15 protein-coding genes are annotated in these 15,530 nt (G+C 60.3%); 5 read left to right on the top strand and 10 right to left on the bottom strand.

Going from position 1 to position 15,530, the window contains the following annotated elements:
* Positions 1-52 precede the first annotated feature (52 nt).
* Positions 53-1,189, bottom strand: a complete 1,137-nt coding sequence (locus tag EOS_RS20440; protein ID WP_047848511.1) for an HlyD family secretion protein — start codon at positions 1,187-1,189, stop codon at positions 53-55.
* A gap of 93 nt (positions 1,190-1,282) precedes the next feature.
* Between EOS_RS20440 and EOS_RS20435 the strand changes: the two genes are divergently transcribed.
* On the top strand, positions 1,283-2,101 hold the full coding sequence (locus EOS_RS20435) for a CerR family C-terminal domain-containing protein (protein WP_047848510.1): 819 nt from the start codon (positions 1,283-1,285) through the stop codon (positions 2,099-2,101).
* 56 nt (positions 2,102-2,157) lie between these two features.
* On the opposite strand, the gene EOS_RS20430 is transcribed toward EOS_RS20435, so the two are convergent.
* The gene (locus tag EOS_RS20430; RefSeq protein WP_047848509.1) at positions 2,158-3,213 is read right to left on the bottom strand and encodes a class I SAM-dependent methyltransferase; all 1,056 of its coding nucleotides are present in this window, start codon (positions 3,211-3,213) and stop codon (positions 2,158-2,160) included.
* A gap of 124 nt (positions 3,214-3,337) precedes the next feature.
* Complete coding sequence (locus tag EOS_RS20425) at positions 3,338-3,550, bottom strand: DUF1059 domain-containing protein (protein ID WP_047848508.1); 213 nt, start codon at positions 3,548-3,550, stop codon at positions 3,338-3,340.
* A gap of 272 nt (positions 3,551-3,822) precedes the next feature.
* On the opposite strand from EOS_RS20425, the gene EOS_RS20420 reads away from it, so the two are divergent.
* Positions 3,823-4,668, top strand: coding sequence for a class II aldolase/adducin family protein (locus EOS_RS20420; RefSeq protein WP_235442894.1), 846 nt, complete (start codon positions 3,823-3,825; stop codon positions 4,666-4,668).
* 12 nt (positions 4,669-4,680) lie between these two features.
* Here EOS_RS20420 and EOS_RS20415 read toward each other — a convergent pair whose 3' ends face one another.
* Together EOS_RS20415 and EOS_RS20410 are read right to left on the bottom strand one after the other, a co-directional pair.
* Positions 4,681-5,634, bottom strand: coding sequence for a LysR substrate-binding domain-containing protein (locus tag EOS_RS20415; RefSeq protein WP_235442893.1), 954 nt, complete (start codon positions 5,632-5,634; stop codon positions 4,681-4,683).
* Positions 5,635-5,695: 61 nt separating this feature from the next.
* Entirely contained in the window at positions 5,696-6,988 is a 1,293-nt protein-coding gene (locus tag EOS_RS20410) for an MFS transporter (RefSeq protein WP_235442892.1), read from the bottom strand.
* Between the two features lie 208 nt (positions 6,989-7,196).
* Between EOS_RS20410 and EOS_RS20405 the strand changes: the two genes are divergently transcribed.
* The gene (locus EOS_RS20405; protein ID WP_047848505.1) at positions 7,197-7,751 is read left to right on the top strand and encodes a cysteine hydrolase family protein; all 555 of its coding nucleotides are present in this window, start codon (positions 7,197-7,199) and stop codon (positions 7,749-7,751) included.
* A 66-nt stretch (positions 7,752-7,817) separates the two neighbouring features.
* Here EOS_RS20405 and EOS_RS20400 read toward each other — a convergent pair whose 3' ends face one another.
* Together EOS_RS20400 and EOS_RS20395 are read right to left on the bottom strand one after the other, a co-directional pair.
* Entirely contained in the window at positions 7,818-9,092 is a 1,275-nt protein-coding gene (locus tag EOS_RS20400) for an MFS transporter (protein ID WP_047848504.1), read from the bottom strand.
* Between the two features lie 101 nt (positions 9,093-9,193).
* Complete coding sequence (locus EOS_RS20395; protein ID WP_047848503.1) at positions 9,194-10,378, bottom strand: M20 aminoacylase family protein; 1,185 nt, start codon at positions 10,376-10,378, stop codon at positions 9,194-9,196.
* Between the two features lie 120 nt (positions 10,379-10,498).
* On the opposite strand from EOS_RS20395, the gene EOS_RS20390 reads away from it, so the two are divergent.
* The gene (locus tag EOS_RS20390; RefSeq protein ID WP_087881977.1) at positions 10,499-11,458 is read left to right on the top strand and encodes a LysR family transcriptional regulator; all 960 of its coding nucleotides are present in this window, start codon (positions 10,499-10,501) and stop codon (positions 11,456-11,458) included.
* A 48-nt stretch (positions 11,459-11,506) separates the two neighbouring features.
* On the opposite strand, the gene EOS_RS20385 is transcribed toward EOS_RS20390, so the two are convergent.
* Positions 11,507-12,715, bottom strand: a complete 1,209-nt coding sequence (locus EOS_RS20385) for a gamma-butyrobetaine dioxygenase (protein WP_047848502.1) — start codon at positions 12,713-12,715, stop codon at positions 11,507-11,509.
* Between the two features lie 196 nt (positions 12,716-12,911).
* Here EOS_RS20385 and EOS_RS20380 point away from each other — a divergent pair, with 196 nt between their 5' ends.
* Entirely contained in the window at positions 12,912-13,874 is a 963-nt protein-coding gene (locus EOS_RS20380) for a GlxA family transcriptional regulator (RefSeq protein WP_047848501.1), read from the top strand.
* Between the two features lie 21 nt (positions 13,875-13,895).
* Here the strand turns inward: EOS_RS20380 and EOS_RS20375 are convergent, their stop codons facing one another.
* Positions 13,896-14,381, bottom strand: coding sequence for a DinB family protein (locus EOS_RS20375; protein WP_200908674.1), 486 nt, complete (start codon positions 14,379-14,381; stop codon positions 13,896-13,898).
* 164 nt (positions 14,382-14,545) lie between these two features.
* The gene (locus EOS_RS20370; RefSeq protein WP_047848499.1) at positions 14,546-15,454 is read right to left on the bottom strand and encodes an ion channel; all 909 of its coding nucleotides are present in this window, start codon (positions 15,452-15,454) and stop codon (positions 14,546-14,548) included.
* Between the last annotated feature and the right edge of the window lie 76 nt (positions 15,455-15,530).

The raw sequence follows: 15,530 nt of genomic DNA, 5'->3' as shown, positions 1-15,530 counted from the left end.
GCTCGCGCGCTCAGCCTCCGGTGCGGGCGCTGCAGGCGACGACGCGGTCGCCTCAGCCATGGTTATTCTCGGCTTCGATGCGCTTGTCGCCCTCGCGCGAGGACCGCGTGTCGACGTCGGCCGTCACCGACAAGCCCGGCAGCAGCACGCTGCGTGTTTCCGGACCCGTCTCAATGCGAATGCGCACGGGAATGCGCTGGACGATCTTGGTGAAATTGCCGGTGGCGTTTTCGGGCGGCAGCAGCGCGAACTGCGCACCGGTGCCCGGTGCAAAACTGTCGACCACGCCGTGCAGATCCGTGCCGGGCAGCGCATCCACATGCAGGATCACGGGCTGACCGACACGCATGTGGCCGACCTGCGTTTCCTTGAAATTGGCGGTCAGATAGGTGCTTTGCACCGGCACGACCGACAGCATTCGTGTGCCCGGCTGGACGTATTGACCGACCCGGACCGAGCGGTCGCCGACCTTGCCGGCCAATGCGCTGCGCACGACCGTGTCCTGCAAGTCGAGGTGCGCTTGCCGCGCGCTCGCCTCCGCTGCCTCGAGCTGGGCACGTGCCTGGGCGATCTGAGCGGTCGTGGCGGCGATCTGTGTCTCGGCGGCATCAACGGCCGCGGCGTTGGCCGCGAGCGTCGCCAGCGCCTGATCGCGCGTGCTGGTCAACTCAGCCAGCCGTTCGCTGGTTTCGGCGCCGGTGGCCGCGAGCGGCGCATAGCGCTGGACTTCATCGCGGGCATGCTGGGCGCTCACACGGGCAACTTGCTGCTGTGCTTTTGCCTGTTCGATATTGGCGTGCTGCTGCAGGATATCGGCTTGCGCGCGTTGAATGTCTGCGGCGCGCGCCGCGATGGTCGCCTGGGCCTGATCGAGCGCAACCTGGTACTGGCGGGTATCGAGCCGCACGAGCGGGTCGCCTGCCTTGACCATGGCGTTGTCGCCTACATAGACGTCGGTCACGTAGCCGCTGACCTTGGGTGCGACCGTGACGCTATCGGCTTGCAGGTAAGCGTCGTCGGTGCTTTCGATAAAGCGCCCGACTGTCCACCAGCGCGCAAGCCAGATTCCCGCAAGGACGAGCACAACGATCCCGAGCAGAACGAGGATCAGGCGTTTTCCCGATCGCCGCGCGGGCGAAGCGGCGGAATCTTGAGGCATTTCCTGCGGCGATCCTGCTGTTGTTGACATCTTTGATCCAAATTATTCCAATCGGAACAATTATTCCAGTTGGTAAAATTGTGTCAAGTGATATATTTTGTAATGTTGAAGGGAGAAGCGTGGATGAACGACACAAAACGGCTACGCCGTCCGTCGGCCGGTGGATATGTGCGAGGCGACGAGACAAGGCTGCGAATCATCGAGGCGGCGATCGAATCGTTTGGCGAGCATGGTTTCGAGGGCGCGTCCACGCGTGACATCGCCGCGCGCGCTGGCGTCAATGCACCCGCGCTGCAGTATTACTTCGAGAATAAAGAGGGGGTCTATCGCGCGTGCGCGGAATACATCGCCGACGCTTCCTGGGAGACCTTCGAGCCAGTCGTGACTCACGCGGCCGAGGTGTTGAGCAACGACAGCGACACGCCGGTGCTGATCGATGCGTTCATCCGCATTCAGGAAGCGATTGCGGATCGCATGTTCCTGAAGGCTTGCGGCCCGACTAACCAACGGCTCTTTTTCGCGCGTGAACAGGCAGGGCATGAGCCCTCCATCGCATCGGAGATTTTGACGCGGCGCTTGCGACAGCCTTTAAACGATGTCGGCTCGAGGTTGATCGCACGAATCACCGGTACGAAACCCGACGATCCGCTTGCGTTGATCCGGATGCTGAGTTTGCACGGACAACTGTTGATGTTCCATGTTGCGCCGCGCACGACGCTTGCGTTGCTTGGATGGACCGAGATCGACGCAGAGAAGGGCGAATTGCTCAAGGCGACGGTACGCGCGCAGACTCGAATTTTGCTTGAACAATGGAGTAACGAGGCGAGTAACGAGGTGCTTGCGAACGCGCGCGAATCGAGCGGGAGCAAGAAGCCGGTCGCGCGGGCGGTGGCAAAAAAAACCGCTGCCCGCAAGAGTACGACGGCTTCGGCGAAAAAGTAAGATCCACGCAGGGTGGTTCCCGCCGCGAAACGCCCGGGAACCACCTCACTCACGTCTTATCGCCGCGCTTCAAAAACGAGATTGAACGGCGTCGCCGTGGCCCGGCGAAACTGCGTGAAACCCCCTTCGGTGACCACATCGCGAATCCGCCGCTCGCCCGCTTGCGCGCCCAGGCACATCGAACCCGCTTGTGCTCGCGAAGCCGGCGTACAGATCAGCGTAGACGCCGAGTAAAAGATCCGCCCAACCGGATTCAGGTTCCCTTCAAGCGTGTCGTTGGCGAACGGTTCGACGATCATCCAGGCGCCATCGCTGTCTAAAGTTTCAAACACGTGACGCGATGCGCCAAGCGGATCGCCCATGTCGTGAAGACAGTCGAACATGGTGACGAAGTCGTAGTCGCGTCCCGGGTAATCGCTGGCGGAAGCGACCTCGAAACTCACCCGGTCTCCCACGCCGGCAGTTGCTGCCGACTCCCGGGCGTGCTCGATAGACGCCTCATGATAGTCATAACCGACGAACGTCGACTGCGGATAGGCCTGCGCCATGATGACGGTGGACGCACCGTGCCCGCAGCCGATATCGGCTACGCGTGCGCCGTTTTTCAACTTCGCCTCGATGCCGCCAAGCGACGGAATCCAGTCGCTCACGAGATACGCGGCATAACCCGGACGGAAGAAACGCTCCGTGCCATGAAAGAGCGAGACGTCGTGCTCGTGCCATCCAACCCCCAGCCCGGTCTTGAACGACTTCACCATCTTCGGGATGATCTTGAACTGGGCGACAGCAATCTGGAACGCTCCCGGTATGAATGCCGGACTGCCTTCCTCGGCGAGCGCAAAGGACTGTTCCTCGCTGAGGCTGAAGCGTTCCGACGCGGGATCGTAGTTGACATAGCCGCTCGCGGCCTGCGCGCTTAGCCATTCGCGAACATAACGCGCGTCGGTCTCGGTTGCCTGGGCGAGTTCGTCCGCGCGTAACGGCTTGGCGGCGAGCGCCTTGTAAAGCCCAAGCTGATCGCCCACGACTACGGTGGCCGCATGCATCACGGCGCCGAGATCGTGGACAAAACCTCCCATGAATGCATCGAGTTTTGACTGGTCGACTGCCATGATGCGCTCCCTTAAAAGCACCCTGGTTGAAATGCACGGCGTCGAACGAACAATCTGTTCGTCATACTTATCGATGTGTCGGCGCCACTGCGCGGAAATGCGCTTTTAATTGCTTGGCAGCAAGTTATCCGGCTCGCGGGGAATCGACCGGCGGGGTGCCTTGGTGGAACAGCGCGCTCAGCTGTGAACGCAGCTCGGGAGAGTCGGTATGTTTGTGGACGGACACGGCGTGCTGGACGGCCGCATCCAGGAGTTCCTGGTCAGAGTCCGCGGACAGCGCGACGGTGCAATTCATCTCGCTTGGAAACTCGCGACAGTCGATGTATTTGCGGGTCATGGCGTCATTCCCCATTACGTAATACGGAGTTGATCGACGGGGTTAACCGAGTTAGCGCCACGCATTCCTCAACCTATAGCGCTTGCGAAAATTATAGGTCGCTGACATGAGGCTTGCGAACTGATTCACCGTTATTCCGCCCATGAAAGCCACGCCTGTAAAGGGGCATGACTTTTATATCGCTAGCGATATAAAAACCCGCAACCTGATGCGTTGTGAGCACGAGACGCAATCCTGTGACATATCGTCGATAGACGGTGTTATGCGCCCGCATGAAAATCGAACCTTCGATCACTAGCAAGGTAGGGGGCGTGATGGGTCATGCGGAGTTCCAGGAGCGTCGAATTCCCAAGCCGATAGGCGGGGATTTACCGGAGCCACCGGTATTCTCCAGCGTCGACGATGAGCGCCGGTATCGCAAGCTGAAACTCGCTGCGGCGTTTCGCATCTTCGCGCGCTTCGGGCTGGCCGAAGGTATCGCGGGACATATCACCGTGCGCGATCCGGAGTTCCACGACCGCTTCTGGGTCAATCCCTACGCGCAGCATTTTTCTTTGATTCGTCCCGACGACCTCGTCTGTATCGACGAGGACGCCAACGTCTACCATGGCACGGGTCCCGTCAACGCGGCAGCGGCAGCCATCCATTGCGGTATTCACGGCGCCAATCCCGATGTCGTGGCGGCCGCCCACACGCATACCACCTACGGTCGCGCGTTTTCCGCGCGCTCGCGGCTGCTAGCGCCGCTCAACCAGGAAGCCTGTCTTTTCTATGAAGACCACGTCCTGTTTCGCGGCGACGTGGTCGTGCTGGCCGCCGACGAAGGCCGCCGCATCGCAGAGACGATGGGGGCCAAACGAGCCGCCATCCTGCTCAATCATGGCTTGCTGACGGTGGGCTCGTCGGTTGACGCAGCGGCGTATCGCTTCATCGCGATGGAGCGCTGCTGCCAGGTGCAGTTGCTGGCCGAAGCAGCTGGCCCGATCGAGCCGCTCAACGAAGCCGAAGCGCGGGAAACGCGTGAACAATTAGGCTCGGATTATGTAGCGTGGCTCGGCTTTCAAGGGCTCTACCAGCAACTCCTGCGCGACAGCCCGGACTTGCGCGAGTACCTCTGAACACAAGCGTATTCAGGTCGGCGAGAACGTGGCTTCGGTCATGTCCGCGCGTTCGCGCCGACCCCAGCCGTCGCGATACTCGCGCACGGCCGACGTCAGCCATCCATCGAAACGCTTGAGCGGCTCCCAGTCGCGTTTCTGCTCGGGGAACGAGTAATAGACGGTCTCTGGATTCGGAATGGCGTGCGGATGAACTTGAACCAGCGTGCCCGCCCGCAGTTCACGATCGATAAGAATGCGCGGCAGCAACGCCACGCCCAATCCTGAGATTGCGGCGTTGATCGCCATGATGAACATGTCGTAATGCTGGTTCGACGCACTGTGTTCGATCACTCGCGGACCCGCTGTTTCGGACCACGCCAGCCACGCACGCGGCAAGTCGCGAGTGTGAATCCACGGCAGGGTGCCGATCTCCGCAGCGCTTAAGCCGACGCATCCGTTAGCCAGGGCTGGCGCGCAGACGGCCAGGATCTTGTCATCGCTGACTAGCGGCTGGCCCGGCATGGCGGGCCACAGACCCTGGCCAAAATAGATCGCGGCGTCAAAGCTGGAGTCGTCGAAGAAAGTGGGCTGGTCGCGGCCCATGATATGGAGTTGCAGGTCCGGATTACGCTCGTAGAAATCATGCAGGCGCGGAATCAGCCACTGCGCCGCGAAGGTCACCCCGACGGCGAGCTGGACGGGAACCTCGCTCTGCTTGCGTACGACGTCGAGCGTGTCGCGACGAATCTGGTCGAGGTGCACCCGGATGCGCCGCGCGTATTCCGCGCCCGCCGGGGACAATACCAGCCGCTGGCGGACCCGTTCGAATAGCGTGATGCCGAGATGCGCTTCGAGCTCGTTGACCTTCTTGCAGACAGCACCATGCGTCTGCGAAAGCTCGAGCGCGGCCTTCGAAAAACTTTCATGGCGCGCGGCTGCTTCAAACGCTTGCAGCGCACTGAGACTGGGCACTCCGCGACGCATCGGCAATCCTTTGGATCAAGAGGAACAAACCCGCATGCGCCGATGATAACGCCACATAATCTCACTCGCTGGCAAGCCCGGCCGCATCGATTTTGTTCCGCCCCGCTTCGAGCAACACGACCACGGCGGACGCGATCACCATTGCCACTGCAATGCCGATGAACGCGAGCACGAACGTGCCCGTCGCATCTTTCACCCAGCCGATGAAATACGGCAGCAAGAATCCCGACGACACCCCAATGCTTGTAATCAACGCGATGCCCGCTGCGGCGGCACGATCGGTGAGGATGCGGCTCGGCAGTTGCCAGAAGGTCGTGATGCTGCAAAAGCACGCCGACGTGCCGATCGCGAGCGCGATGATGGTCTGATAGGGAGATCTCAACAACAGCGCCACGGAGAGCGATGCCGCGCACACCAGGAGTGGTCCCGCTACATGCGCCGCGGTGATTTGCCTGCGGCTGACCAGGCGTCCCCAAATGAGTGTTGCAATGACTGCGACACCGAACGGGATCGCCGTGATGAGGCCGATGTCCGTGATGCTGTATTTCACGCCGAACGTCACTTCAAACGTCTTGACCACTTGCGGCAGGAAATAAAGCAAGCCGATGATGCCGGCATTGGTGCCGAAATAAACGACGCCTAGCGCCCAGACTTTCGCGTTCTTAAGGGCATTCAAGGCGCTCGACGGCGAGGTTGCGGCAGCGGCCTGAGCCTGTTCTGCGGCAAGCGCTGCTGCAATCTCGCTTTTGTCCGCCGCCGATAGCCAGCGTGAATGCGAGGGATCGTCGGCCAGCCAGAAATAAGCGACGACACCAAGAATGATTGCAGGCAGCCCTTCGAGCAGGATCATCGCGCGCCAGCCGGTGATGCCGAACACGTTTGCATGCGCCATGAGCCACGTGGAAACCGGCGCACCGAGCACACCGGTCAGCGGAATGGCGGTGACGAACAGCGACATGACCCATACGCGATTACGCGCGGGCATCCAGAGCGTGAGGTAATACACCATCCCGGGAAACAGGCCGGCTTCGAACGCACCCAGAAAGAAACGCGCGACAAACAGCCAGTGCGCGCTGGGCACGAAGCTGGTCAGCGACGAAAGCAGTCCCCAGCTAAGCAGGATACGTGTCATCCAGAGGCGCGCGCCGAAGCGATGCATGCAGAGGTTGCTCGGCACCTCGAAGAGAATGTAGCCCAGAAAAAACAGGCTGGCGGACAGGCCGTATTGCGCCGCCGTCATATGGAGCTCGGCGTTCATTGTCAGCGCGGCATAACCGATGTTCGCGCGGTCCAGTTGATTCGCGATGTACATCAGGATCATCAACGGGGCGAGCCGCCAGGCGATTCGCTTCATCAACGGGTCTGAGATTGCAGGTTTGAGCACACCGGTGTCCATGTTGTCCCTTGAATGCGCGCATTGAGCGACGGTTCGAGTGGATTAGGCACCGGGCAAAAGGGCGCGACAATGCACGAAAAATATTGAGTCTGTGAGTAAAAGTCACAGGGCGCGCAGGTCATGTAAGGCGTGCAAGCTAGACTACGGTTTTCTCAGGAGAATAGACATGGCAGCAGCGCTGATCGTGGTCGACGTGCAGGAGGGACTGTTCCGGCCGACTCCTTCACCGGCATCGTCCGAAAGTGTTTTCGCCCGCATCAACGAACTGACATCGCGGGCGCGTGCCGCCCGCGTTCCGGTGATTTTCGTCCAGCATGAAAGCGCAACGGACGACCTTGAATATGGCACGCCGGGCTGGGCCCTCGCCAAAGAGTTGCAGGTGCAGGCATCCGACGAGATAGTGCGGAAGACAACATCGGACTCGTTCTTGAGGACGAGCCTTGGATCGATCCTTGAAAGGAACGGCGTGTCCAACGTGGTCGTATGTGGCTACGCCACGGAGTTCTGTGTCGATACAACGGTGCGTCGCGCTGCCGCTCTCGGGTACGACGTAACGCTCGTGGCCGACGCTCACACCACGCACGACAAGAACCACGCCAAGGCTGCATGGATTGTCGAGCATCACAACGCGACTTTGGCGGGGATCGAAAGTTTCGGTCCGACCATACAGGCAGTTGCGACCGCGGATATTCGCTTCGATGCCGGCGAAGCGTTGACGTGATCGGCGGTCATTTCACGGAAAAAGGCTGAACGCGGGAGCGTTCAGCCTTACGTTTGCAAACGAACGTCAGGTCAGTTCGCGTCCACCGGTTTCCTCCAGCATCGAAACGGCGATCAGCGAAATGACCACGCATACGATCATGTACCACGCGGGCGCCATCGTGTTGCCGGTAACCTTGATAAGCCAGGCAACAACCAGTTGTGCCGAGCCGCCGAACACAGACACAGCCACCGCATACGCACTCGCCAGATAACCGGCGCGTACATGCTTCGGAAAGTTTTCCGGCATGAGGGCATAAGCGGGCGCCGAACCCATGGTGTAGAACAGCATCAGAAGCACGATCAATCCCACCATGACCGGCAACGAAGGAAACTGGTTCATCAGCCAGAACGCGGGATAGAGCAGCACGATCAGCACAATGCGTCCAACGAGGATCAGCGGCTTGCGGCGTTGCATCTTGTCCGATAGCGCACCCCAGACCGGACACAGCGTCAGCGAAACGATGGCCGCGCAGATCGACACCAGCATGGAAAGCTTCGCCGGCATCTTCAGATACTGAATCGAATAAGTCGGGATGTAGTACATGAGAACGTAGGTTGCGACCGTCATGCCCATGATGGCAAATACGGTCAGGAACCACTTGCGCACCAGGGCCGGCTCCAGACTGGACTTTGTTGCCTTGGCCTGCTTCGGCGGCTCTTCCACAATGTGCCGGCGCAGATACACGCCGACCGGCATGATCAACGTGCCGATCAGGAACGGCACTCGCCATCCCCAGTCGAGCAGTTGCTCGCTGCTCAAGTGGTAAGTAAGCAGTGCCGCGATACCGGAGCCCATCAGCGCAGCGGCGCCTTGGCTCGCGAGTTGCCAACTGGCGCGAAAGCCACGGCCTTTAGCTGAACCAGTCTCGAGCAGCGTCGCGGTAGCGGCGCCGAACTCGCCGCCTTGCGCGAATCCCTGCAGCAGGCGAGCAAAGATGATCAAGGCCGGAGCGGCTAAGCCAATGCTCGCGTAAGTCGGCGCAAGGCCGATCATGGCCGAGCCAATCGCCATCAGGAAAATGGTCAGGGTCAGCGCGGCACGCCGGCCTCGTTTGTCCGCGTAGTGGCCAAGCACGAAGCCGCCCACCGGCCGCGAGACAAAGCCGATTGCAAATGCCGATAGCGCGAGCAGCGTCGAGACAACCGGGTCGTGCGCCGGGAAGAAAAGCTTGGCGATCGTGAGCGCGAAAAAGCTATAGACCGTGAAGTCGAAAAACTCGAGCAGGTTGCCGATGATCGCGGCAATCACGATCTTGCTTTGTGCAACAGCTTTAGCGGGCTGGGCTGTAATGACTGACATGGAAGTCCCGTGGATGCGTGGGCCGTGCGCACGGCTAAGCGCGATGCCGGGGCATCGCACAGTGCACAGGGTCTGTTTCTATCGATTAATGCGCTTAAAGCTTATTGCGCGAGGAAACGCTCGATCAGGCGCGTCCAGTAGGCCGCGCCGACGGTGAGGTTGTCGTCGTTGAAGTCATAGGACGCGTTATGAAGCATGGGCGCGCCTTCTCCATTGCCTAAGCGCAGGAAGCATCCCGGCTTCTTCTGCAGGTAATAAGCGAAGTCTTCGCTGCCTGCAATCGGGCCGAAGTTATCGACAACGCGGTCGTCGCCGACCAGTTCGCGCGCTACTTGCAGCGCCAGTTCCGTCTCGGCCTGACTATTGATCACAACCGGATAACCGGGGACGTACTCGATCTCCACCCGTGCGCCATACGCGCTAGCATGAGCGTCCGTGAGCGCGCGGATACGTGCTTCGAGCAGCTTGCGGACATCGGCGTCGAACGAACGCACGCTGATCTGCAAACGCGCCGACTCGGGAATCACGTTGGCGGCATGACCCGCGTTAAAGGCGCCGACCGTTACGACGGCCGTTTGCATCGGGTCGATACTGCGCGCGACGACCGTTTGCAAGGCAGTCACCAGCGCCGCGCCGATCACCACCGGGTCCACGGCAAGATGCGGGCGCGCTGCGTGGCCGCCGCGACCGTGAATGGTGATGTTGACTGTGTCGGATGCCGCCATGAAGGGGCCGCTGCGGAACATGAACGTACCCGTCGGATAGCCGGGATGGTTGTGCAAACCGAAGATGGCCTCGCAGGGGAAACGCTCGAACAGGCCGTCGGCGATCATTCGCATGGCGCCGCTGTCCGCACCGATCTCCTCGGCAGGCTGGAACACGAGATGAACCGTGCCGTTGAACGCACGTGTGCGCGCAAGGTGGCGCGCGGCGCCCAGGACCATTGTGGTGTGGCCGTCGTGGCCGCAGGCGTGCATCAGGCCCGCGTTGCGGCTGGCGTACGGCAGCCCGGTTTCTTCGGCGATCGGCAGTGCATCCATGTCCGCACGCACGGCCACGGCGCGCGATCCCGTACCCGCTGTGAGCGACGCGACCATGCCCGTCCCGCCCAGGCCGCGCGTCACCTTGTAACCCCAGCTTTCGAGGTTCTGCGCAACAAGGTCGGAGGTCTGGAACTCCTTGTAGGCCAGCTCCGGATTCTGATGCAGGCGATGACGGATCTCGCTTAGTTCATCGCGGAGATCTGTCGTGTCGTCGAGGGAGCAAAAGCCTTGGGTATTTTCCATGATCGCTATTGTCTGTGCGTAAGAAATGAAATGGAAGGGGGCAGTATTCTGCTGCAAAATCCGCTAATCAATGACGTTCCTTAGCCGATAATGTTGACCTGCATGTCAACAGACCACGATATGGCCAAAGACAATACGCCTGCCCGAGAGAACTTGCTTAGCGCCCGGAGCCTGCGCTATCTGCATGAAATCGACCTGCATGGCGGCGTGCGTGCCGCCGCCGACGCGCTAGCCATCAACGGCTCCGTGATCAGCCGGCAAGTAGCGCAGCTCGAACGCGACCACGGCGTCGTACTGCTCGAGCGGCGCGGCCGGCGCGCGGTGCTTACCGAGATCGGGCTAAGCCTCGTCGAACATTATCGCGAGAGTAGCCGCCGCGATGCAGACATGCTGGCTCAATTGGAGGATTTTAGAAGCTTGCGGCGCGGACGATTGGGGATTGGCGTCGGTGAGGGCTTCGTCGAGAATCTGCTGGCCACCGTGCTCGAGCGTTTCAGCTTGCAGTTTCCTGACATCGTGGTGGAATTGCGCAGCGGTGCGACATCCGAAATCATCGCGATGGTTCGCAACGACGACGTCGATCTCGGTCTATGCGCGGGCGGCGGCAGCGACCCCGCCATACGCGCCCGCACCTTTCGGGCCGCGCAGTTCTGCGCGCTTGTCAGCCCGCACCATCCCTTAGCGGGCGAGCGGCGTATCCGCTTCGACCAGTTGCGCGATCAGCGACTCATCTTCATGCCCGAGCGCTTCGGCGCGCAGCAATATCTCGATGCCATCATTCGTGCAGAGCGGCTGAACCTGACGCCGTCTTATCGCTGCGATCTTTTCTCCGCTGCCCAGGCTATCGCTGCCGCAGGGCTAGGCGTGGCATTCATGTCGACCGATGCTGCGCGGCAATACCTGGAAGCGGGAAGGCTGCTTGCGCTGGAACTGGAGCACCCGATAGCACGCGAATTCAGCAGCCAGGTAATACGGCGCGTTGGCCGCCGCCTCTCGCCCGCGGCTGAATTTCTGTGGCGGCATCTTGTGGAAGCGATGCAGCGCAGATGGGCCGCCGCACCGTCGAAGCAAGCTGAGTGAAACCGTGAGCGTTCGCTAAGCGGCGTGGATCGAGCGGCTCCCAACGGATCAAGCCAAAGTCGCTTCCGGATAACTCCGTTGCAATACGAGAATGCGCGAAAGCAGTTCGTCCCGATCCATATAACAGCCTCGCAGGAAGCGCTTTCCGCTAGCTTGATCGAAGGCTTTGCGAGCATGCATCGTCCGGCGATTGTCGAAGCACCACATTTCGCCGGCCTCCAGCCGGCGACTCACAATAAAGCGCGAATCCCGGGTGAGTGCGCAAAAGTGCCGGTACGCGCGATAGAAAGCGCCCATTTCCGCCGCCGGCAAATTGAAAGGCGCGCGAAGCCAGTTCGCCAGCCGGATTTCACTCACCTCTCCACGCGCGTCGAGACCGATGACCGATGCGAAGCTGCGATAGTCGCTCTGCGGCGATTTATTCCAGAACTCGACCGGGTGCTCGCACAGCAGGCGGAAGTCCTCAGGTGAATCCGCGCGAAGAGCCGCCGCAATCGCGAATCCGTCCACGAAGGTGCTTTCGCCGCCGGTCGCGTCGTTGATCAGGCAATGAAGGAATTGCAAACCGGGTTGCAGCTCCCTCGTCGGCAGGTCGGTATGCGCCGGTAATGGCAGGGACGTGTACGCATTGCTGTCGACCGCCTCGACCTTCGTGCGAACTTCGAAGGTGACGCCGAAATTGCTCTCGCGGATAAACGATATGCGTCTCGCCACCAGTTCGATAGCTTCGTCGGTTGCAGGCATGCCGGTGAGCATGGTCAATCCAACGTCACGCGCTGCAAGCAACCAGTCAAGCAAACCGCGATCGGCCGACATCACGGACGCGTAGTCGAACGTCGGAATCTTCAGATTGCTTTCCCAGGGCCGAACGCTGCGCAGGCGTTCCGCCCGCTCGCTTCGGGATGTCTCATCGTAGGCATGCGAGCGCAACCAGCCGGGCTCATACGCGCTGCGATGTCCATCGCTCCAATGCACATCCAGCGCACCCATGGCGCCCAGGGAAACGCTTGCGGCAACCAGGTCGTCGGGAGCATCGACGACCTCGAACATCTGTTCGCGAGTACCGGGATGAACACACTCGCGACACGGGCAATTGTCTCGCAGCCATAGGAAATGGTAGTGGCTGATCCGGCCATCGTCCCACTTTACCTCCAGGCTATCGGCCAGGACGTTTGCCGTCTTGAGTCGATGCGTCGATGCAAAGTTTCTCCAGTCCGCGGAGAAAGTGTCATTGGCCGGGCTCGCGATTTCGTTCATCTGATCTCCATGGTGTGCTCCGGGCGATGCCGGTGGGCTTGTCCAGACTGCCTGGCTCACTTTACGGATCCTCGACCAAGATAAACAAGAATAATGCGACGTAAATTGCTAATTTTGCGACAATCGCTTTCGAGCGATAACCCTGTACGCGATCCTCTCTGAACGCTTGCACTTGTCTCCCTGGAGTTCACAGCCCATGAGCGAACTCATCGTTTTCTTGCTGATGCCCGGTTTTTCGCTGCTCGATTTCGCGGCCATAGCCGAGCCGCTGAGGTCTGCCAACCGGCTCGGTGGCGAGTTGTATCGGTGGAAGGTACTGAGCGCGGACGGCCATCCCGTTTCAGCGAGCAATGGCATGTCGATGGCAGTGGACGGACCGTTGGCAACGCTCGAAGCGGCCTCCATACTGTATGTGGTCGCGGCGTACGATCCGCTTGCGCGTGTCGACCGGACACTCAAGCACTGGCTGAAACGGCAGGCAAACGCTGGAATCACGCTTGGCGGCGTGGACACCGGTGCCTTTGTGTTAGCGGAAGCGGGGTTGCTGCAGGGGTTCCGCGTCACCGTTCACTGGGAGACGATCGCTGCGTTTATCGAGCGTTATCCGGCGTTACGCATCAGTCATGAGATCTTCGAGATCGACGGTCGGCGGATCACTTCTGCCGGTGGCACGGCGTCGATGGACTTGATGCTCGAGTTGATCGCGCGACGTCATGGGCGGGACCTCGCTATTCGCGTGGCCGAGCAGTTCGTGCTAGGGCAGATCCGTCCGCAGAAGAACCTGCAGCGCTCCCCACTCGGTGAACGTTATGGCGTGAACAATACGAAGCTGCTGTCGGCTATTGCGCAGATGGAGCAGCACATTGAAACGCCGCTGGCCATCGATCCGCTCGCGGCGAATGTCGGCATCACCCGGCGGCAACTCGAGCGACTTTTTCGCACCGGCATGGGCGAGTCGCCGGCCGGATTCTATTTGAACCTGCGGCTGGAAAGAGGGCGCCAACTGCTGCAGCAAACCGACCTCTCCGTGATGGAAGTCAGCCTGGCTTGCGGTTTCGAATCGTCCTCTTATTTTGCGCGCTGTTATAAGAACCGCTTTCAACGTCCGCCGCGCCAGGACCGGCGAGCGACGGCCGGCGCGTTGGGGGAGGGTTCCTAAGCCGGAGCCGCTAAGCAGACGCTAGGCGTCTTGCGGGACGTCGCGCAGGAATACTGGAAGATCGGTTGCCAATGGCGTGACCCCTGCCTGATACATCATGTCGCCGACGAACCCCCGGTGATAGGTGCCGTGATTGACCACATGCAGGATCATTTCGTTGCAGGTCATGACACCCTCGCCACCACCGATAAACTTGAAGTGGATCGACCGGTCCAGATCCTCGGCCGACAAACCCTCGGCGAAATCAACGTACCACTGGTCCAGCGTTCGTACTGAGTTCCACAGTTCATCCAAAGGCGGATGACTAGGTGTATTGCGCGCCGAATAACCGTGCTCGCGTCCCTGAAGATGCGCCTGGAACACGGCGTCTATGACGTAGATGTGGTTCAGCGTGTGAACCATGTTTCCGAAGCGTGTTTGCCGTGGCCGGATAACCTCTTCGTAGGGCATATTCCTCAGCATGGAGAAAATGAGATCGTTGGCCCAGGCTTTGTAGCGGGTCAACATTCGGACGGTTCTGTTAGCGGCAGTCATGGGTTCCTTCCACGATATGAATTGAATGGCACAACCAGCTGGCACAATAAAGTCTTAGCTTATTCGCGAAGATATCGGCGGGACATATACAGTCGTTGTTTGAGCCACCGGGTCAATTCCCGCGAACCCAACCCGCTTCAAAGCGGCACGACATCATGAAACTTCCCATAGTCGAGATGCGTTTCGCCGTCCCGCTCGTACATCAAATCGACATACCGATGCTGCCAAAGAATCAATTCAGGCGGCCATGCATAACGCGCTTGCATAGGCTGCGCCGTGGTTTCGTCCAGGCCTTCCACCATCAACATCAATTCGGCCCCGCTCGCTTTGAGCGACTCGAGCGTCTGGCCAAAGAGCGGGCTTTCTTCATCGATGACGTGCATGAGGCTCCAGCCCAGCAGGAAGATCGGATGCTGGTCCCGGATCAGCGGGAGGTCATGCACCTTGCGAAGAAAGAACCCTTCGGGACTGGTCTCCGAGCGCATCAGGCGCATGCGCGCCTTCGCTTCCACAATCACATTCTGGCGCGCATTGGTGGCACGGACCATGAGCGTCATGCGGCCGTCAATAGGACGCACCACCACGCGTCTTGCGAAGAGGATGCGTGCGTGCGGCCGCGAAAACCGCGCGAAGATCATGCCGGTTGTCAGTGCAATGCCCGACATGCCCACGAAGATCTCGAACGTGGCAATGGTGTGGCCGTAGATCGTATCCGGATGCATGTCGCCGTAACCGACCGTTGCAAGTGTCTCCACGCTGAAGAAAAACGCGCCTAGCAGACCTTCAGGCGACTGGTTCGCGATCGCGTGATGCCCCAGCAGGTACAGCAATGCAAACCCGAAGTTGAGCAGCAGGAAGAGCAGCGCAGCCACCGCAAAGAACATGGGCCATCCGACCGTCAGTGCGATGTGATAAATGTCTTGCCAGAAGTAGGTCTTGAGGCCGTGCGTCACGACGTGGCGATTCTCGTCGAGCGATAGCCGGCGATGCGGCGGCTTGGGCTCTTGTGCTTCGCCGCATGACGGCTGAGTGGTATTAGGCGGCATCGTTGGATAACTCTCTAAAGGGGAGGCGGGAATTGCAAGATCGAAACCACCCGCACCGGTAGTTTGGCCGATCGCC

Origin of the sequence: Caballeronia mineralivorans PML1(12), from assembly GCF_001028175.1 — a bacterium.
Taxonomy (GTDB): Bacteria; Pseudomonadota; Gammaproteobacteria; order Burkholderiales; family Burkholderiaceae; genus Caballeronia; species Caballeronia mineralivorans.
This window is presented reverse-complemented; position numbering and strand designations above follow the sequence as displayed.